18 protein-coding genes are annotated in these 18,093 nt (G+C 34.9%); 11 read left to right on the plus strand and 7 right to left on the minus strand.

Going from position 1 to position 18,093, the window contains the following annotated elements; genetic code table 11:
• Positions 1 to 156: 156 nt before the first annotated feature.
• Together AC5LXV_RS01100 and AC5LXV_RS01105 are read left to right on the plus strand one after the other, a co-directional pair.
• On the plus strand, positions 157 to 492 hold the full coding sequence (locus AC5LXV_RS01100) for a hypothetical protein (RefSeq protein WP_493467159.1): 336 nt from the start codon (positions 157 to 159) through the stop codon (positions 490 to 492).
• 673 nt (positions 493 to 1,165) lie between these two features.
• Complete coding sequence (locus AC5LXV_RS01105; RefSeq protein ID WP_493467160.1) at positions 1,166 to 1,702, plus strand: hypothetical protein; 537 nt, start codon at positions 1,166 to 1,168, stop codon at positions 1,700 to 1,702.
• A 49-nt stretch (positions 1,703 to 1,751) separates the two neighbouring features.
• Here AC5LXV_RS01105 and AC5LXV_RS01110 read toward each other — a convergent pair whose 3' ends face one another.
• Both AC5LXV_RS01110 and AC5LXV_RS01115 read right to left on the minus strand, forming a co-directional pair.
• A complete protein-coding gene (locus tag AC5LXV_RS01110; protein WP_493468026.1) occupies positions 1,752 to 2,696 on the minus strand; it encodes an IS3 family transposase in 945 nt (314 codons plus the stop codon).
• Entirely contained in the window at positions 2,594 to 3,100 is a 507-nt protein-coding gene (locus AC5LXV_RS01115) for a helix-turn-helix domain-containing protein (RefSeq protein WP_493467161.1), read from the minus strand. Before AC5LXV_RS01115 ends, AC5LXV_RS01110 begins: the two co-directional genes overlap by 103 nt.
• A 430-nt stretch (positions 3,101 to 3,530) precedes the next feature.
• Here AC5LXV_RS01115 and AC5LXV_RS01120 point away from each other — a divergent pair, with 430 nt between their 5' ends.
• The gene (locus AC5LXV_RS01120; protein WP_493467162.1) at positions 3,531 to 3,983 is read left to right on the plus strand and encodes a DUF6392 family protein; all 453 of its coding nucleotides are present in this window, start codon (positions 3,531 to 3,533) and stop codon (positions 3,981 to 3,983) included.
• A gap of 471 nt (positions 3,984 to 4,454) precedes the next feature.
• Here the strand turns inward: AC5LXV_RS01120 and AC5LXV_RS01125 are convergent, their stop codons facing one another.
• From AC5LXV_RS01125 to AC5LXV_RS01135, 3 genes are read right to left on the minus strand one after another with little or no spacing between them, the layout of a single operon-like run.
• Positions 4,455 to 5,093, minus strand: coding sequence for a 3-oxoacid CoA-transferase subunit B (locus tag AC5LXV_RS01125; RefSeq protein WP_493467163.1), 639 nt, complete (start codon positions 5,091 to 5,093; stop codon positions 4,455 to 4,457).
• The gene (locus AC5LXV_RS01130) at positions 5,093 to 5,749 is read right to left on the minus strand and encodes a CoA transferase subunit A (protein WP_493467164.1); all 657 of its coding nucleotides are present in this window, start codon (positions 5,747 to 5,749) and stop codon (positions 5,093 to 5,095) included. The genes AC5LXV_RS01125 and AC5LXV_RS01130 overlap by 1 nt, the downstream gene beginning before the upstream one ends.
• Positions 5,750 to 5,759: 10 nt before the next feature.
• The gene (locus AC5LXV_RS01135; RefSeq protein ID WP_493467165.1) at positions 5,760 to 6,938 is read right to left on the minus strand and encodes an acetyl-CoA C-acetyltransferase; all 1,179 of its coding nucleotides are present in this window, start codon (positions 6,936 to 6,938) and stop codon (positions 5,760 to 5,762) included.
• Between the two features lie 141 nt (positions 6,939 to 7,079).
• On the opposite strand from AC5LXV_RS01135, the gene AC5LXV_RS01140 reads away from it, so the two are divergent.
• The 6 genes from AC5LXV_RS01140 to AC5LXV_RS01165 all read left to right on the plus strand — a co-directional run bounded on the left by AC5LXV_RS01140 (position 7,080) and on the right by AC5LXV_RS01165 (position 12,077).
• On the plus strand, positions 7,080 to 7,979 hold the full coding sequence (locus tag AC5LXV_RS01140; protein ID WP_110432300.1) for a LysR family transcriptional regulator: 900 nt from the start codon (positions 7,080 to 7,082) through the stop codon (positions 7,977 to 7,979).
• A 104-nt stretch (positions 7,980 to 8,083) separates the two neighbouring features.
• Positions 8,084 to 8,254, plus strand: coding sequence for a hypothetical protein (locus tag AC5LXV_RS01145; protein WP_493467166.1), 171 nt, complete (start codon positions 8,084 to 8,086; stop codon positions 8,252 to 8,254).
• 124 nt (positions 8,255 to 8,378) lie between these two features.
• Entirely contained in the window at positions 8,379 to 9,374 is a 996-nt protein-coding gene (gene ubiU / locus AC5LXV_RS01150; RefSeq protein ID WP_110432299.1) for a ubiquinone anaerobic biosynthesis protein UbiU, read from the plus strand.
• A 133-nt stretch (positions 9,375 to 9,507) separates the two neighbouring features.
• The gene (locus AC5LXV_RS01155) at positions 9,508 to 10,386 is read left to right on the plus strand and encodes a U32 family peptidase (RefSeq protein ID WP_493467167.1); all 879 of its coding nucleotides are present in this window, start codon (positions 9,508 to 9,510) and stop codon (positions 10,384 to 10,386) included.
• A complete protein-coding gene (gene csdA / locus AC5LXV_RS01160) occupies positions 10,370 to 11,563 on the plus strand; it encodes a cysteine desulfurase CsdA (RefSeq protein ID WP_493467168.1) in 1,194 nt (397 codons plus the stop codon). The genes AC5LXV_RS01155 and csdA overlap by 17 nt, the downstream gene beginning before the upstream one ends.
• A 121-nt stretch (positions 11,564 to 11,684) precedes the next feature.
• Positions 11,685 to 12,077 (plus strand): SufE family protein, encoded by a 393-nt coding sequence (locus AC5LXV_RS01165; RefSeq protein ID WP_493467169.1) that lies wholly within the window; start codon positions 11,685 to 11,687, stop codon positions 12,075 to 12,077.
• A 46-nt stretch (positions 12,078 to 12,123) separates the two neighbouring features.
• Here the strand turns inward: AC5LXV_RS01165 and dolP are convergent, their stop codons facing one another.
• Complete coding sequence (dolP, locus tag AC5LXV_RS01170; protein WP_110432296.1) at positions 12,124 to 12,696, minus strand: division/outer membrane stress-associated lipid-binding lipoprotein; 573 nt, start codon at positions 12,694 to 12,696, stop codon at positions 12,124 to 12,126.
• A 242-nt stretch (positions 12,697 to 12,938) separates the two neighbouring features.
• Here dolP and AC5LXV_RS01175 point away from each other — a divergent pair, with 242 nt between their 5' ends.
• Together AC5LXV_RS01175 and AC5LXV_RS01180 are read left to right on the plus strand one after the other, a co-directional pair.
• Entirely contained in the window at positions 12,939 to 13,637 is a 699-nt protein-coding gene (locus tag AC5LXV_RS01175) for a DUF1266 domain-containing protein (protein WP_110432295.1), read from the plus strand.
• The gene (locus AC5LXV_RS01180) at positions 13,634 to 16,306 is read left to right on the plus strand and encodes a hypothetical protein (protein ID WP_493467170.1); all 2,673 of its coding nucleotides are present in this window, start codon (positions 13,634 to 13,636) and stop codon (positions 16,304 to 16,306) included. Before AC5LXV_RS01175 ends, AC5LXV_RS01180 begins: the two co-directional genes overlap by 4 nt.
• 77 nt (positions 16,307 to 16,383) lie before the next feature.
• Here the strand turns inward: AC5LXV_RS01180 and AC5LXV_RS01185 are convergent, their stop codons facing one another.
• Positions 16,384 to 18,054, minus strand: coding sequence for an Hsp70 family protein (locus tag AC5LXV_RS01185; protein WP_493445574.1), 1,671 nt, complete (start codon positions 18,052 to 18,054; stop codon positions 16,384 to 16,386).
• Positions 18,055 to 18,093: the final 39 nt, after the last annotated feature.

Raw genomic sequence — 18,093 nt, forward strand, 5'->3', positions numbered from 1 at the left:
TAAAAAAGGTGTTAGTGGTACCGGTGCTCACCAAATGAAGCAAGAAAACTATTTGAAGGACAGAAATTTGATTCAAATGGCTCTGAAATTCCAAGAAATTTATCTCATGAGTTACATCCAACAGAAACAACAAATTTTAAATAAGGTTAATAAATTATGTTAGATATAGGAAAGTTATCAATTAGCTGGATTTGTGAATTAAATGTATCGAATAATCAGTTGAAAGTTAAAGCAATTGCTTTAGATAAAATTATTCAAATTGAATTTAATGTAATTTTGTTTATGTCAATAGAGAGTCAATATAATGACCTTCAAGAGATTGGAGATACTATTGATATTTCTCATGAATATAGAGCACTTGATCCTAAAGATTTGGAAATTTATCCTTATAGTTATAATTCTGGAGCCCCCTGTCATATCATAAATATTTATGGTGATTACATGATCAAATTAATATGCAATGATATTAATGTCATAGAATTAAGTGAATAAAATTTCACTTTAAGCCTCAGTTCTACTGTGCTCTATTACTGAACTGGATCAGTTATTTGTCAATTATGTGATCTCCTTAGCAAGTTAGAAAATTAACTTATCTTTTTAGTGTTAATCGTGATGGACTTATCTGTAGTGAATCCGAGTTTATTCAGCCGTAAATAGCTTTTACTAATGAATATTTTATGCCAATAAAAGAAAAAATTAGATGTGAGTATATTAGTTCTAACTTAATCTACACAGAAACTTGAAAAACATGCGTTATTAGTTTTGAGATAGGGTATCGAATATTCAATCAAAATAAAAAAGTAATGTTAGTCTTTAATCGCTCACAATCAAATCAAAGTAACTCCTATAATAAATATAATCAACGTGATACTAAAAAATAGTAAGCGGGCAATACACCTTAATACTAAACAATTGATACTTAGAAAGCAGAAGGTCTTCGTCATGAAGAGATACAGTTTAATCTTCTAAAACTTAATATTATTGATTCTGCAATAGCTCCTGTTAATGTAAATGCTCTTCTAAATTTGTATGATAATGGTGCGCGAGTAAAGACGAAATAATAGCATTTGTTCCTAGCTATTTTTAATAAACTTGTCGCTAAAGCGGAAGATTTATTAAATAATAAATATGCTGCTCATGAAATAGAGTAGTGATTGGTAAGATCATGCACAAACTTGTATTGAATGGAAATGATACGTATTTAGCTCTGTATTTTTACACACTAATCTATCAGCATGTTAAAGACTGGTTAACATCAAAGAACATACTTTTAAGGAATATTAATATAGGAATGCAAGTCAGCATAGATATAAATTTTGCACAAGAATATTCTCCTAAAGAGATATTAAAATGCCTAATAAATAGTGGCTGGAATATTTATTATCAAAATATGGTTACTTATCTATCGCCAAATGATATTGATGATTATAACTGGTTGAATATAGACATGAGTCTGTTCAATTTAGACGAGTTTATAAACTCTCATAATGTTATGGATAAAGTCGGTATAGTGATGGTTTATGAGAATGAATCAGGGGGTAATTTATTAATTTACCCTTACTATTTATCTATGTCATTGTCAATAAATCGTCAGTATTTATTTGGGGAAGATATTCCAGATTTCAATTGGTATTTAAAAAAAATGGGTGTTTTTTTAAGAAAAATAAAACTATCAAGCATACAGTGTGAAACCATCTACTAATGAATAAATCCCACCTCATGAAGTGACCCCATAAAGTTGGACACTTTTATTAAGCGGCTTGTAAGGCCTGATTTCGAAATTCAACCGGAGTCAGGCCTTTTAATTTGGCTTTAATCCGTTTGGTGTTGTAGTATTCTATATATTCTTCTATTTTTTCAATCAATTCATCTGCATCTTGAAAGCATTGTCCATGGTACATTTCTGATTTTAATAGACCAAAAAAGTTTTCAGCTACCGCATTATCTAAACAATTTCCTTTTCTGGACATACTTTGTTTGATGCCATTATTAGCTAGTAGTTTCTGATAATGGTGATTTCTATATTGCCAGCCTTGGTCACTATGTAGTAACGGTTTTTCACACTGTTTTAATCGTGATATCCCTTTTTGAAGCATATCTGTCACCAAGGTCAAACGTGCATTTTTAGCTACTTTATAAGCGATTACTTCTTGATTATATAAATCGATAATGGGCGATAGGTAAATTTTCTGTTCATTTACCTTAAATTCTGTGACATCCGTTACCCATTTTTCATTTGGTTTCGATGATTCAAAATCTCTTTTAAGATAATTAGCTACTGTTTTACCAGTCTCTCCACGATAAGAACGATATTTTTTAGGTCTTACTGTCGATTTGAGATTAAGTTGACCCATTAATCGTTGTACCATTTTATGATTGAGTTTAATTCCTTCATTTATCAACGCTAAATGAATTCGCCGATAACCATAACGCCCTTTATGTTCATGGTAAATCGATTCAATACGTTTTAACTCATTTTCATAAGCAGACGGGGTTTTCAACCTATTAACATGATAATAAAAAACACTTTTTGCCAGTTTTGTTGCTGATAGTAAATGTTTTAAGGAATACTGATATTTAAGAGCTAAAACAACTAACGTTTTTTCTTTGTTTGTTGACGTTTTGCTTGCTTCAGCTCTTCCAACTTTTTTAGAACAGCAATTTCTGCTCGTAGATAAGCAATTTCCTCTTTTAATTCTTCAATTGTTTTTTCATCATCACTGTGAGTGGGTTCAATACGGGTTCGCTTCATACAGGGTCTTCCTCTGGAACGATATTCAAGCCCTCGGAAACCTTTTTTATGATATCTATCAAGCCAAACAAATAGAAGACCGGGGGAACTTAAATTAAGCATAGCACTAGTGTGCCCGAGAGACCAATTATTTGTCCACATTAATTTTAGTGCTTGTAATCTTGCTTCGGCATGACGTAAATGAGGTGTTGGTTGAAAGGCGTTATCACCATGAATCGCAACCACTTGGGACCAATACCGAATCTGACTAGAAGATATCGCATATTTTTTTGAAAGAATTTTCGATGATTCTCCTGATAAGAATTCATTAGCTATGATAATTTTTAAATCTCGACTATATTTTGACATAAAAAGACCCTCAGTAATTGGTTGTCCAACTATTGGGAGTCACTTCACTCAGCCGTGAGGATTTTATTTTAGCTTGTAGTTCTTAGCTCAGCGTCTGAATCCTAATAATCAGCATGCCCCCATCATTTGGTGCTTTAACGAAATAACAGAAATTAGATAAAGGATGGAAATTAACTTCCGAAGAAACAAAAAAACAATATAATTGGCAACTATAATTAAAGTTCCTAACGATGTTCGCAAAGCTGAACCTACATATAATGGTAAAAATACCGCGAACAAATCAAGAAAGATGCAGAAAACTTTCTGCAACGATTAAAAGCGATACAAAAACCCTTCAAAAAAATAGGATAGAAACCGGATATCATCCCAAACAAGTTGAAGATGTGATAGATAAAATCATATTAAGAAATAGAGAATAAGGATGAATTAAATGATTGAATGGCAAGAATTTATCAACGTTATAGGGAAAACTGAAATTTCTGCAGAGTTTTTAAATTTATTATCATCTATGCAAGAGAAACCTGAAATTTCAGAAAATCTTACAGAATGGAATGATCCCGAAAGAACTAAATATTATAAATTTTTTAACACCGGGATTCTTATCGGTTGCAGTGAAGTAATACGTTATATTCGTTTTTATTTCGAAAAAACAGACAGTTATTCTATATGCCAAGGGAAAATACTTGATGGTATTGGTCCAGAATATAATAAACAAATGCTTATCAATTTGTTGGGAGAACCATCAATAATAGATGATGACAAACCAAATTATTTTCTTGGCTATATTAAACGTTGGATATTATATGATATGGGATCTTATTCGATACTTTTTGAATTTAATCATAATGGTTTTATTTGTGCAGTAACACTAGGATTATTTTAAACCAAAATTAACGAAGATGGCCAAGATCTCACTTGATCTAACCAATATTTAAAAAATAACGTTACTAATTTTGATATAAGGTATCGAGTTTTCTAGCAAAACTCAAAGATAACACTCATCTTTAATCCCCCTACAATCAAAGCGTCAACCTAAAGTCATTTGATTAACTTGGTTTGAAAAATTTCCAGCAATCTACATAGTAAAATGCGTTATCAAATTAGACATCTTTGCCCTCATAGCGTTTAAACAATAATGGAACAGTATCTCCCCTCAATCACTCTTGCTAATAACAATTTGAAAAATCCTTCAATAAAGCTAATACCCATTATTATGAGAAGTATGCTATGCAATAGATTGCTATCAGCAAGGCTAAAGTTATTTATATTGATAGAAGATAAAAAAATCATTAGCCGAAACTAATGATTTTTGCTTTAGGATGTGTAAAAAATTAATAATAATTGCAATCAACAACTATAATTCAATAATTAGAGGTGCCTCTGTAGCCGCCTTGATATCTTCAACCGTATATTCAGGATTAATTTCAATTAATTTTAGTCCTTCTGCGGTTACTTTAATAACGCCCATTTCTGTAATAATTAGGTCAACAGCATTAACAGCAGTCAATGGTAAAGAGCACTCTTTTAATATTTTATGTGCGCCCTTAGCTGTATGTTCCATTGCTACAATGACTTTTTTGGCTCCTGTAACAAGGTCCATTGCGCCACCCATGCCTGGCACCATTTTTCCTGGGATCATATAATTGGCAATATTACCCTTCTCATCAACTTGTAATGCACCTAGGACAGATACATCAATATGACCACCACGGATAATTCCGAAAGATGTTGCACTATCAAAAAAACAACCTCCTGGTAAAATGGTTACAGGTTGACCGCCGGCATTAATGATGCTTGGGTCATAATTGTCCGCCGTTGGTGTAGGGCCTAATCCTAAAAAACCATTTTCAGATTGAAGAATAACTTCAATATTTTCAGGAATAAAATTAGCTACTCGCGTTGGTAGTCCAATACCTAAATTGACGATATCGCCATCGGATAACTCTTTAGCAACACGGGATGCAATATAATTTTGTAACTGTTCCTTATCCATTAGCAGCCTCTTCCTTTGACGATATAATCAATGAAAATACCCGGTGTCGCAATTTCTTGTGGATTTAGTTCGCCAATATCCACAATTTGGCCAGCTTCAACGATAGTCAGTTTAGCGGCACTTGCCATAACGTTATTAAAGTTATTCATTGCCCCTTTATAAACAATATTGCCAGCTCGATCGACTTTTGCCGCATAAAGTAAAGCAACATCAGCAAATAATGGTGTTTCTAGTAAATATTGTTTACCATCAACTTCAATTTTTTTCTTACCTTCTTCTACTAATGTTCCTATCCCAGTTGGGGTTAAAACACCGCCTAATCCATAACCGGCACAGCGAATACGCTCGGCAAGAGTACCTTGCGGAATTAATTCGACTTGCGTTTCGCCGGCATTCATTTGCCTTCCGGTTTCTTTATTCAAACCAATGTGTGAAGCAATAATTTTTCTGAACTTTTTTAACATAACCATCTTACCGACGCCTTGATCAATCAAGCCAGTATCATTGCAAATTAACGTTAAGTTTTTCACCGCTGTTTGGCATAAATAATCAATCAATGTTTCTGGTGATCCACTAGCCATAAAGCCACCGACCATCATAGTGGTTTCATCTTTGATTGATGATAGTGCTTGCTCAATACTTACTACTTTATCCATAAAACTTGCCCTATTGAGAAACCACCATCGCAATACCTTGACCACCGCCAATACAGAGCGTGGCTAAGCCATTTTTGACTTTTCGCTTTTTCATTTCATAAATAAGTGACACTAAAATTCTAGCTCCACTGGCACCAATTGGATGGCCAAGTGCTATTGCGCCACCATTAACGTTCACTTTTTCTGTTGGAATATTTAAGGTATTACAAACTGCTAATGCTTGTGCAGCAAAGGCTTCATTAGCTTCAAATAAATCGATATCATTAATAGTCAAACCAGCTTTATCTAACGCTTTTCGGGTAGCTGGAATTGGGCCAATTCCCATCACTTCTGGAGCTACCCCCGCCGCTGCACAGCTTTTAATTGTGACTAACGGTTCTAGTTCTAATTTTTCTGCTTTTTTGCGACTCATTAAAATTAAAATTGCCGCACCATCATTAATACCTGATGCATTACCTGCGGTAACAGTACCATCTTTTTTGAAGGCAGTTCGTAAAGAGGCTAATTTTTCCATTGTGGTATTTGGTTTTGGATATTCATCAGTTTCAATTACGGTCGTTTCGCCTTTTTTATTAGCAATGGTTACCGGAACAATTTCATCTTTAAAACGGTTAGTCTGTAATGCTATTGCTGCTTTTTTCTGACTAGCTAAAGCTAATTCATCCTGAGCTTGCCGTGAAATACCATATTGCTCAGCAACATTTTCGGCAGTGATTCCCATGTGGTAATGATTAAAGGCGTCTGTTAATCCATCACAAATCATTGTATCGATCATTTGCGCATTACCCATTTTTAGGCCAAAGCGAGCATTCGGGATCACATATGGCGATAAACTCATATTTTCAGCACCACCTGCAATTACAACATCGGCTTCACCTGTTGCGATGGCTTGTGCCGCAAGTTGCACGGTTTTTAATCCTGAACCACAGACTTTGTTAACTGTAAAACTTGAGACTTCTTCAGGTATCCTACTTTTAATTGCAATCTGTCTTGCCACATTTTGACCGAGTCCTGCTTGTAACACATTTCCTAATATAACTTCATCTATCTCTTTAGGATCAAGATTTATTCTTTTCATCGCCTCTTTTAACGCTATAGCACCTAAATCAACTACAGGGACATTATTAAAAACCCCACCAAAACTGCCAATTGGTGTGCGTACCGCTGATACAATGACAACATCTTGCATAAGATCATCCTTTTACTTATATGATAAATTTAACTTATGCTAGATGATTGATTTACCTCTGTCCAAGTCTGATTTATTATACAATCTATAAGTTAATCTTATAGATTTTATTAAATAGGAATTATTAAAGGTAACAAACGTATGGATATTCGACATTTTCAGTATTTTGTTGCAATCATCAAAGCCGATTTTAATTTGTCTTTGGCAGCAAAAAGACTTTACATATCCCAACCGGCGTTAAGTCAATTTATTAAATCTTTTGAGGAATCAGAAAAAGTAGAACTGTTTGAGAGATATAAAGGTCGTTTACAAGGTTTGACTCCTACCGGTGAGCTTTTTTACGAACAAGTTCAAAAACTAATTACTCAATATAACGATATGTTGACTGCCATTCGTGAGGATGCGGGTCAATTGAAAGGCAAAGTAAGAATAGGTATTCCACCATTAATTTTAGGTGTGGTATTTTCTTCAGTGATCGCTGATTTAATTATTAATCATCCCAATATAGAAGTTGAAATTATCGAAAAAGGCGCCTATGAATTAAGTCAAATGTGTATGGTTGATGAGCTTGATTTTGCTATTTTGCTCGACCCGACTAATATTAGTTCAACTATCATTGATGAACATCTAATACAACAAAGTGAGTTATCTGTCTTTTTTAATCACGAGCATCCCCTTGCACAAAAACAGACGCTAACATGGTCAGATTTAAATGATCAAATGTTAGCAATTTTTGAACCAAGTTTTATGATCCATCATAAATTAATGAAAAAATTTAGCGAATATAATATTCAGCCACAAAAATATACGATGTCTGCATCTTGGGACTTTTTATTACTTTTAGCAACCAATTCCAAATTTATAACGATTTTACCATCACCAATCTTAGATATTTACTCTAACCAAAATATTGTTGAACGTCGCTTTGATGATCCAATTTATTGGAAAGTCTTACTCTGTCATACTAAAAAACAGCGTTATTCAAGGTTGCATCAGTTTGTCTTTAACTATATTTTAAGTCATTTTGAGGATAAAAAATAAACTGACAATATATTGAAGACGATAAACCAAAACCATATACTGACTAGGAAAATAATAATTACCAATTATTACAAAATGCAATGTCCAAAGCGATAAATGCATGTATGAGTCACTTAAAATCAAGTAAAAACCTTAGTAAACTCGAAAGCGCATTGAATTTATTTACTGACCTAAACCACAATATTAAGGAAATTAATACGTTGCTTTATCGAGTTATTCACGATTTTCTTGACAGTTATCTAAATTATTTCGATCAATTTGTTGTCATTATGTAATTAATCAAATTTTCATTAGTTTTTAATTGCTTTTTGCGATAAACAAACCGCTTTCTATTCGCTTTAAAATAAGAATTATTGCATAATACACAACGAATAAAATGCAGAATTTAAAGGTGTAAATATGGAACTTCTTTGCCCTGCTGGTTCATTACCATCGCTCAAAGTGGCGATTGATAATGGTGCTGACGCAGTTTATATTGGTTTGAAAGATGATACCAACGCTCGCCATTTTGCTGGTTTAAATTTTAATGAAAAACGATTAGTTGAAGCAGCAGATTATGTTCATAAACGCGGTAAAAAGTTACATATCGCTATTAATACATTTGCTCACCCCGAAAATTTTGAGCGCTGGCAATATGCTGTTGATACTGCTGCCAACATTGGCGCTGATGCTTTAATCATTGCTGATTTGGCGATGCTTGATTATGCAGCTCAGAAGTATCCAAATCTTGAGCGTCATGTTTCGGTACAAGCTTCTTCAACTAATGAAGAATCAATTAAGTTTTATCATAATAACTTTCAAGTACATCGTATTGTGTTACCTCGGGTGTTATCTATGCATCAAGTAAAACAATTATCACAGGTTTCGCCTGTGCCTTTGGAAGTTTTTGCATTTGGTAGTTTATGTATTATGGCTGAAGGTCGCTGCTATCTATCGTCATACTTAACCGGCGAATCACCCAATACCGTTGGCGCTTGCTCGCCAGCAAAGTTTGTCCGTTGGGAAGAGACCGATAAAGGGCTCGAATCACGACTCAATAATGTTTTAATTGATTGCCATAAAAAAGGGGAAAATGCTGGCTACCCAACACTTTGTAAAGGGCGTTATTTTGTTGGCGATGCGCTTTATCATCCGATTGAAGAACCGACTAGTTTAAATACCATTGAACTGTTACCAGACCTATTTGCGGCCAATATTGCTTCGGTTAAAATTGAAGGAAGACAACGCAGCCCCGCTTATGTTGAACAGGTCACGAAAGTATGGCGACAAGCTATTGATCGCTATAAAGCGAATCCTCAAGCCTTCCAAGCTGAAAAAAATTGGATGGATACTTTAGGATCTGTTTCCGAAGGGACCCAAACAACATTAGGTGCTTATCACCGTAAATGGCAATAATTGACCAGCTTTAATATTAAAATTTACAACCAAAATAAAACTCGATACTCATCTAGGTGATTTTTCACATTAGTATCAGAGATTAGCTATAAAAAATTGACTATTTAGAAATTTAAATATAGTGAGCAAAACTATGAAATACGCATTAGGACCAATACTTTATTATTGGCCTAAAATCGAAACCGAAGCCTTTTATCAAGCCGCTAAGGAAAGTGAAGCGGATATTATTTATATGGGCGAAACAGTTTGTACCAAACGCCGTGAAATGAAAGTACCTAATTGGCTAGATTTAGCTAAAGAAATTACTAAGTCAGGTAAGCAAGTGGTACTTTCTACTCTTGCGTTACTTGAAGCGCCTTCAGAACTGACTGATTTAAGACAGTTAGTCAATAATGGTGACTTCCTAGTTGAAGCGAATGATTTGGCGGCAATTAATATTGCCCATGACAATAACTTACCGTTTGTCGCCGGCCCAGCTATAAACTGTTATAACGCATTAACGCTAAAATTATTACAAAAGCAAGGTATGGTGCGTTGGTGTATGCCGGTCGAACTGTCTCGAGATTGGCTGAGTAATGTGCTAAAACAATTTGATTCTTTGAAAATTGATCGTAATTTTGAGGTCGAAGTATTTAGTTATGGCTATTTACCCTTAGCTTACTCTGCGCGTTGCTTTACCGCCAGATCAGAAGATAGACCAAAAGATAAATGTGAAACTTGCTGTATTAAATATCCAGTTGGACGAGAAGTATTTTCACAAGAACAACAGAAAGTATTTGTATTAAACGGCATTCAAACGCAAAGTGGTTATTGTTACAATTTAGGGAACAATTTAAAGGATATGCATGGCTTAGTTGATATTGTGCGTATTTCACCACTTGGTATTCAGACGCTTGATATCGTTAAACAATTTAGAGCTAATGAAGACGGCACCAACCCGCTACATATTGAACATAAACGAGACTGTAATGGTTATTGGAATGGGATTGCTGGACTTGAACTTACACAATAAACATCCGCTAGCTGAAATTTTTAGAGCAGATTTTCCTGCTCTAGATAACAACGTCTATCTTGATTCGGCCGCTACCGCGTTAAAACCGCAAACCATGATCAATGCAACCGTTGAATATTATGCACATCACACCGCAACTGCTCAGCGTAGTTTACACCAAGATGCGCTAAAGGTGACAGCCGCTATTGATGAAGCGCGGCAGAGTGTTGCTGATTTTATTCATAGCCAATCAAGCCATGAAATTATTTGGACACGAGGAACCACTGAATCAATAAACATAATTGCTCAGAGCTATGCAAGGCCTTTGCTACAAGTTAATGATGAAATTATTGTCAGTGAATTAGAGCACCATAGTAATCTATTACCTTGGCTCATCGTCGCCAAACAAACTGGGGCAAAACTCATCAAATGGTCTGCTGAGGTTAATGAGCTTTCATCATTACTATCAAGCAGAACCAAAATCGTAGCCATCACCCAAATGTCTAATGTTACTGGTTTTTGTCCTGATTTAGCGAAAATTAGTCAGCTAGTCCACCAATATAATGCGATTTTAGTGGTAGATGGTGCACAAGGCGTGGTACATCAGCCAATTGATGTTACCGCATTAAATATCGACTTTTACGCTTTTTCTGCCCATAAGTTATATGGCCCAACGGGGCTTGGCGTACTATACGGAAAACAACATTTGCTTGAGCAGATGGACGTTTGGCAAGGTGGCGGTAAAATGTTGAAAAGCGCCTCATTTTTAGGATTTGAAGTTGAAGAACTGCCTTATAAATTCGAAGCCGGTACACAAAATATCGCCGGAATCCTCGGCTTTCAAGCAACGTTATCATGGTTAAAAAAATGGGATGAAGCACAATTAGATTGTTATTTAAAACAGTTGGTAAATTATGCCGAATCAAAATTAGCGCAATTAAAGCATATCCAGTTCTACCAGGTTAAAAATAGTCCAATAATAAGCTTTACTATAGAAAATATTCACCATAATGATATCGCTATTTTATTGAGCGAACAAAATATCGCTATCCGTACCGGTGAATTATGTGCCAAGCCTCTGATGGATAAACTTGGTTGTCATGGGGTTATGCGCATTTCACTAATGCCATATAATAATCAGCAAGATATTGATAGTTTTATTAGCGCACTACAAAATGCTATTGAGCTATTAACGTAGCTTAACATGTTAGTCGCTAACGATTATCTTTTAATAACGACTATATTAGTAATTAGTAACTACTATCTATTAATAATGACTATCTTTAAACCCAATCTTCAACATATAACTGGTTTTAATTATGCTATCACAACAAACACTATTTGAATTATTTTCCAAGCAATATAACTGGCAAGATCGTTATCGACAATTGATAGCTTTAGCAAAACAATTACCGGATTTTGCTGATGAAAAAAAAATTGAGACTAATCAGGTTTATGGTTGTGAAAACCGGGTATGGCTAACAGCCAATAAACAATCTGATAATACTTTTATTTTTCAGGGTGATAGTGAAGGTAGAATTGTTAAAGGATTACTCACAGTTTTAATTATTATTGCCAATAATAAGACAGCGGAACAGATTAAAGCGCTTGATTTTCATGCAATATTAAAGCAATTAAAAATCACTGATGAATTGAGCCAATCTAGGCTACAAGGGTTGGATAAATTGATTGAACGAATTAAGAGTCAATGACATAGAAAAGGGAGGATAAATTCTCCCTATTAACAAATCTAAATAATTATCGTTGGGTAAATAATGTTACCACTTTCCTCACACCAGCAACTTTACTTGCCAACGATGCAGCTTCTTGCCCTTCTTCGCTGCTTACAATACCGATTAAAAATACTTCGCCATCTTCAGTAACAACTTTAATATTGCGGGCTTTGGTTTGGGAATTCATCACCAATTGAGATTTAACTTTTGTGGTGATCCACATATCATTACTGATAGTTGCTGCACCAACTGGCTCACTGGCGCGGATTTGGTTATAAACTTTTTTAACACCTTCGACTCGATAAGCAAGACGTTCAGCCTTTTCGATTTGCTCAGCATTCGCTTGACCAGTTAAAATAATGTTACCCATATAAGTGCTCGAAGAAATACGGGAACCGATAAAGAAAGGAGCATTTTCTTTTAATTTTGTATTCATTCTGGTATTGAGGGTTGTATCATCAACTTGCGTTCCAGCTGTACGCGGATCGGTAGCCACTTTTGCAGTAGCTCCTGCACCAACACCAATAACGGCAGCAACACAACCTTGCAACATTAACGCTCCCGAAACTAACGCGGCGACTAAAACAAATTTTTTCATTATTACTCCTTTTATTTACTGCTCAGTAAAATTCAAACACTGATGAATACGTGTCATTATGCCTTGTAGATAGTGATTTGCAACATAATTTTATGGTTAGCAAATGTAAAAATTTTTCGATAATTTTGATTGATAGATATCAATATAATAATAAGGCTATTTGTTAGAACAAATATTTATTTTTTTATAAAATCTGTTATCTTTTAATAAGAAGTTGTATAAAAATTTAATGGAATAAAACTATGAATCAAGATTATATCGATTGGTTATATGGTCTATCGGCACCAATGGTTGCATTAAATAAAGAGTGTGGCGCTAGTTATACATCACCCTTTTTTTTTCCTGAGGATAAATATACCGATTTGAAAAAAGACTGGGACATTGATTCGCGAGAAACGCTATTAGCAATGGTCTTTAATATGATCGACAATGGTCATGCACCAGCTTTATCTAACCACTACTTTATGTACCCTCGCCTATCAGCAATCGATTGGTTGAAATACACCGAGAAACATACTAATTACCAAAAAGTCTTACTAGAACTTGTTGAAAAGAGTTATTTAGAATGTGGAGTTGGTGGCATCCGTAGTTGGGATTATGCTCGTATGGGCTATATATTACGTAACGGCACCACTAATAAATTTATTACTGAACAAGAAGCCCTCTGGATTTTTTATCGAATTGCACTGCGCGCACAATACTATTATTCGTCCTGGCAAAGTTATTATTCTGGCTGGTTTATTGGTTATCAATATTGGAAATCACTTTCTAACAAAGAAAATTTAGAAATATTGCGTTGTGAATTATGCCGCTCATCACAAGTATGGACCATGAATAAATTATATAACAATGAAGATTCCCCTCATCATCACCTGCCTTGGTATATTGAGATAGAAGAATTGGAAAAACCTGAATCATTAATGGAGTATGATTGGTCATGAATAACAATTTTTGGCAATTATTAGCAATTGAGAAAACTACCGATATCGCGCTGATTCGACAAGCTTATCGAGCAAAACTGCCGGAATATCATCCAGAAACTGATCCTGATGGTTTTAAAGCGCTACGCGAAGCCTATGAATCAGCTATGCAGTATGCAAAATCACCCGAATCAATGGCTGATGATTTAAATCAAGAACAGCCTACTGAAGAAGTTATTACACCACTTACCGAAGAAGAGCGACAAGTCAAAGAAATCTGTGATAATTATCAGGCGTTACTCGACGATCCGTTTCGCTGTCATAATGTTAATGAGTGGCATAAATTTGTTGCTTCATTTTATGATTACCCAATGTCTATAATGGAAATTGCTAAATGGCAGATGTTAGACATCAGTTATGACACATTAACGATATCACTATCTTGTGTGAAAGTATTAGCAGATAATTTACGCTGGCGTCAGCAAATCATTAATCATTCTCCCACCAACATTGAGATGTATACCAATTTTTTTGATCATATTGATCGTGGTGATTTTTTTGATTATGACAGCTTACCAAGAACGAATAAAACCGTACAAAATGTAACCATCGATTATGCTCGTTGTGCTAGATGGCTTTTCTGGGAAAAACCATCTCAGGAATTAAACGAATATTTATCTATTCATAGCGTGGTTTACTTGCCTGATGATTCCGAATTTATGCAAGAACTAGCCAATTGGCATTATTTTAGTAAAACCCCAAATAGAGGATTATTAGACTATGCTTTAAGTTGTATTGCAGATCCTAATCAAGACCAACAAAAGCAGGAAGAGTGGAAAGCAGTCGCCGCAATGCAATATTCACTGCTTGAAGACGAACATAATGCCTTATTACTTTGGCTAGAACTCTATCATCTACCACAATATCAAGAAAAAGCTACCGGTTGGTTAATGTTGTGGTGTGCTAAAAATCAGTTTGAATATCTGCCATTATTAATTCTTGCATTAAATCAATCTTATTGTTTAAAAAAAGAAAATCCTGAAAACTATATATTTAGTATTCCTCAACTTACACCATCTACCCTTTTTCGATTACTGGAACTAAACAAACAAGATTTTAGTGATGAAATTGCAGCTGTTATAAGCTGGGCTGTCGATAATAATTGGAATTATCGACAAGTCATATATGCCTTATTATGTGATGATGGTAATAGCCGATTATACCGCTTATACCGACATGCAATCATGTTACGTCACGGTAATAAAAAACTATTGCAAGAGATCTTAGCTGAATCATGTGAAGATAAATTTGAACAATTTATTTTACAAAATTTACAGCGTCAAGCTAGACAAAACCTTGAGTGGCTAACCAATCTATCACCAGTACAAGAGTTCACAGAGTGGTTGTATCAAAGTGATGAAAATGCAGTTATTCCGACTGAATTTGATCCGAATGTTGAAGAGGGGGAGCTATTTTTATATGCTCGGTTATGGCTCGATAGATTCGATGATATCCCATTTATCGCTAAATTACATTTATATGACAATGTAGCTTATCGAAATATGGAGATGTTTGATTGGCCTATCTACTATGAATTTAGAGGAGACAACACCTTACCCCAATCACCTAATCAATCAATTATTGCTGCTGATAACAATGCCTATTGGCAATGGTATCGTTACTGTTTATTAATCATCAGTATTGCAGATTCACCAATTAAAGCTGCCAACTTTATTCGAGAGAAAGATAACTTATTTTTACTCTCTGAAAATGATCCTCTTGCGTCACTTATAGATACCTTTAAGTCTGGCCAATGGCAAAATGATACGGAATTATATAATCTTATCGATAGTGATAATCGACAGATTAGCTCTATGTTGGTTAATTACCCAAATTCAATTGAAGCAGTTATCTACGCATCAGATGAAATTAATTGGGATGAAATTGAGCAAATAGTTGAACAAAGATGGGCAAATAAACTAGCAAACAAATCTGTCGCTGGTTTAATGTTACTGTATTCAATTGTTTTTGACAAAGCCAATCAAAAAACAAAACTAAAAGAAATACTACAAAAGCTAGCTGGTGATAATACCCAGTTACAAAAAATCGTCGAATCATTTAGGTTAAAAATATCTATTCCATCATCTCTCAAAAAAGATAATGATGAATTGCAAAAAATAGACACCTTAAAAAATTTAAATCAAAAACTCAATAAAGATGATGCGATATATGAAAAAGAAGATATCGAAAAACTTATAGAAATTAAACATAATAGTGATATTACACTTAAGTTATGCTCAACATTGCTGCTAGCCAAAAATATGGATCACCAGAAAAAACTTAAATCTAAAGCGTTTCCAGCCAATAAGTGGTGGCAAATTTGGCGCTGGAATGGTCGAACCAATTTAATTGGCTTCTTAAAACAGATGAGCTTTTCTTGTTTACTTATTCTTTTACTACTAATAAGTGCGAGCCAAACAAATTTAGATAATACTATTACTGATATATTATGGGGAGTTGCAATAATCAATATTATTTTTGCGATAAAACGACGCTTAAATGACTGTTATTATAATAGCGGCATCTTTTATTTTATATCAGCCTCACTTGCACTACCAATTCTATTGTCGCCATGTTGGCTTTCATCTGTCGATGAGACCAACCGTTATGGACCACCAATAACAGAATAATAAGCAAAGATAAGATATCTCAATATCCCCTTTACAACGCTATTTTCTAATTGATAAAGGGGATAATTTTACAAAACTTATCGATTAAGCTCGTTAAGATCCTTCTCTATTTCGTTACGTATTTTTTCGATTTCTTCTTGATTTTGCTGTTCTAGGACTTCCAGAAAAGCTTCAATATACGACTGGATGAGTAGTCTCTCATCACCCAATGCCTGAGCCCATGCTCGCTCTAATCGCGCTAATAAGGTTCGATTAGGCATTTCATCACGCGGATGAATTTTAATTGCCGCTAATCTGTCATGGCTTTCTTGCTTTTGTTTATCGGTTAATCCAATCGGACTATGATCAATCACTTTGCCATGCAATGCACCGGTTTCCAATAACACAACATCGACTTCAAGCAACCCATTTAAATCATAACTAAAGCGAACATCAATCCCTTGAATTTTTTCCATAGGAGTTAATGGCACTTCAAACTGATCAATTAGAACATTATTTTCAACTAGAGGATTTTCACCTTGATAAATCGAAAGCATAATGCTTTTTTGCTGTGGGCCTGAAGTATAAAACGTTTTTACTTTTGAAGTTGGTACAACCGTATTGCGTTCAATAATCGGTGAAAACAAGCCATTAATATTGTTAGAACAACTTGCAATTCCCAGTGTATATGGACAGACATCGGTTAAAATAACTTCTTCAACATCAGCATCACGCAAACGACAAGCAGCCTGAACGGCAGCACCTTGTGCCACGATAGTTGTTGGATTGATATGACGATAAGGGAGTTTACCAAATAACTTTGTCACTAACTCACGAACCACACCCAATTGTGATGAACCGCCAACTAAGACAATATGTTCAAGTTCATTAGCTTTTAAGCGAGCATCACTTAATGCCTGTTCAACAGGTGCTCGTAATCGATTAAGCAAAGGTAACCAAATTGATTTAGCTCTTACTTCGTTTAATGAAAATTGCCATTGCTTGTCTTGCCAGAACCAAGTCAAATTATGCATCTGTTCACCACTTAGCTTACACTTTAACTGTTCAGCCAAATCTAATAAACGCGCATAGTCATCAACTGGAATATCTTCTTGTTTCAGTTGCCATTCGCTTAGGCATGCCTTAACAATTTCATGGGTAAAATCTTCACCGCCTAAGTAGTTGTCACCAGCTGATGCATGTACCTCAATGATAGGCATAGCATATTCCAATACGGTCACATCAAAAGTACCACCACCTAAGTCAAAAACTAAGGTATTACCTGATTGTTCTTCATGTAATCCATACGCCATTGAAGCAGCCGTTGGCTCATTAATTAGACGTACCGCATTTAATCCCGCAAGCTCGGCAGCAAAGCGGGTCTGTTTACGTTGCTCGTCATTAAAATAGGCGGGAACTGAAATCACCACATCTCGAATTTCTTGTTTTAAGAAAGCTTCAGCATCCGCTTTTAGTGATTTTAAAACTAATGCTGAAAGCTCGGTTGGCGTAAATTTTTGATCACCTAACGTAAATACTTTACTCGATCCTAAAAAACGTTTAAATGCCGCAGCACTACGACTTGGATGCGTGGTTAAACGGGATAAAGCAGCATGACCGACTAAAATAGAATTATCTTCATCAATGCTGACTACCGATGGTGTAACCACTTTGCCGATCGCGTTGGGAATAAGCGTCGATTGACCATTTTGCCAAACACAAATTAAACTATTGGTAGTACCTAAATCAATACCTATTGGAGGATGCATAACCACTTTATTCTCTTAATATTTTTTATAAATTTTTTG

The sequence above is a fragment of the Gilliamella sp. LMG 34359 genome, from assembly GCF_984569085.1.

What these genes read in the sequence shown, in the direction of transcription:
- AC5LXV_RS01120 (WP_493467162.1), top strand. Translation starts at nt 3,531, where the DNA reads ATGATTGAATGGCAAGAATTTATCAACGTTATAGGGAAAACTGAAATT.
- AC5LXV_RS01140 (WP_110432300.1), top strand. Translation starts at nt 7,080, where the DNA reads ATGGATATTCGACATTTTCAGTATTTTGTTGCAATCATCAAAGCCGAT.
- ubiU (WP_110432299.1), top strand. Translation starts at nt 8,379, where the DNA reads ATGGAACTTCTTTGCCCTGCTGGTTCATTACCATCGCTCAAAGTGGCG.
- AC5LXV_RS01175 (WP_110432295.1), top strand. Translation starts at nt 12,939, where the DNA reads ATGAATCAAGATTATATCGATTGGTTATATGGTCTATCGGCACCAATG.
- AC5LXV_RS01145 (WP_493467166.1), top strand. Translation starts at nt 8,084, where the DNA reads ATGAGTCACTTAAAATCAAGTAAAAACCTTAGTAAACTCGAAAGCGCA.
- AC5LXV_RS01100 (WP_493467159.1), top strand. Translation starts at nt 157, where the DNA reads ATGTTAGATATAGGAAAGTTATCAATTAGCTGGATTTGTGAATTAAAT.
- AC5LXV_RS01165 (WP_493467169.1), top strand. Translation starts at nt 11,685, where the DNA reads ATGCTATCACAACAAACACTATTTGAATTATTTTCCAAGCAATATAAC.
- AC5LXV_RS01130 (WP_493467164.1), bottom strand. Translation starts at nt 5,749, where the DNA reads ATGGATAAAGTAGTAAGTATTGAGCAAGCACTATCATCAATCAAAGAT.
- AC5LXV_RS01115 (WP_493467161.1), bottom strand. Translation starts at nt 3,100, where the DNA reads ATGTCAAAATATAGTCGAGATTTAAAAATTATCATAGCTAATGAATTC.
- AC5LXV_RS01125 (WP_493467163.1), bottom strand. Translation starts at nt 5,093, where the DNA reads ATGGATAAGGAACAGTTACAAAATTATATTGCATCCCGTGTTGCTAAA.
- AC5LXV_RS01105 (WP_493467160.1), top strand. Translation starts at nt 1,166, where the DNA reads ATGCACAAACTTGTATTGAATGGAAATGATACGTATTTAGCTCTGTAT.
- AC5LXV_RS01155 (WP_493467167.1), top strand. Translation starts at nt 9,508, where the DNA reads ATGAAATACGCATTAGGACCAATACTTTATTATTGGCCTAAAATCGAA.
- dolP (WP_110432296.1), bottom strand. Translation starts at nt 12,696, where the DNA reads ATGAAAAAATTTGTTTTAGTCGCCGCGTTAGTTTCGGGAGCGTTAATG.
- AC5LXV_RS01135 (WP_493467165.1), bottom strand. Translation starts at nt 6,938, where the DNA reads ATGCAAGATGTTGTCATTGTATCAGCGGTACGCACACCAATTGGCAGT.
- AC5LXV_RS01185 (WP_493445574.1), bottom strand. Translation starts at nt 18,054, where the DNA reads ATGCATCCTCCAATAGGTATTGATTTAGGTACTACCAATAGTTTAATT.
- AC5LXV_RS01180 (WP_493467170.1), top strand. Translation starts at nt 13,634, where the DNA reads ATGAATAACAATTTTTGGCAATTATTAGCAATTGAGAAAACTACCGAT.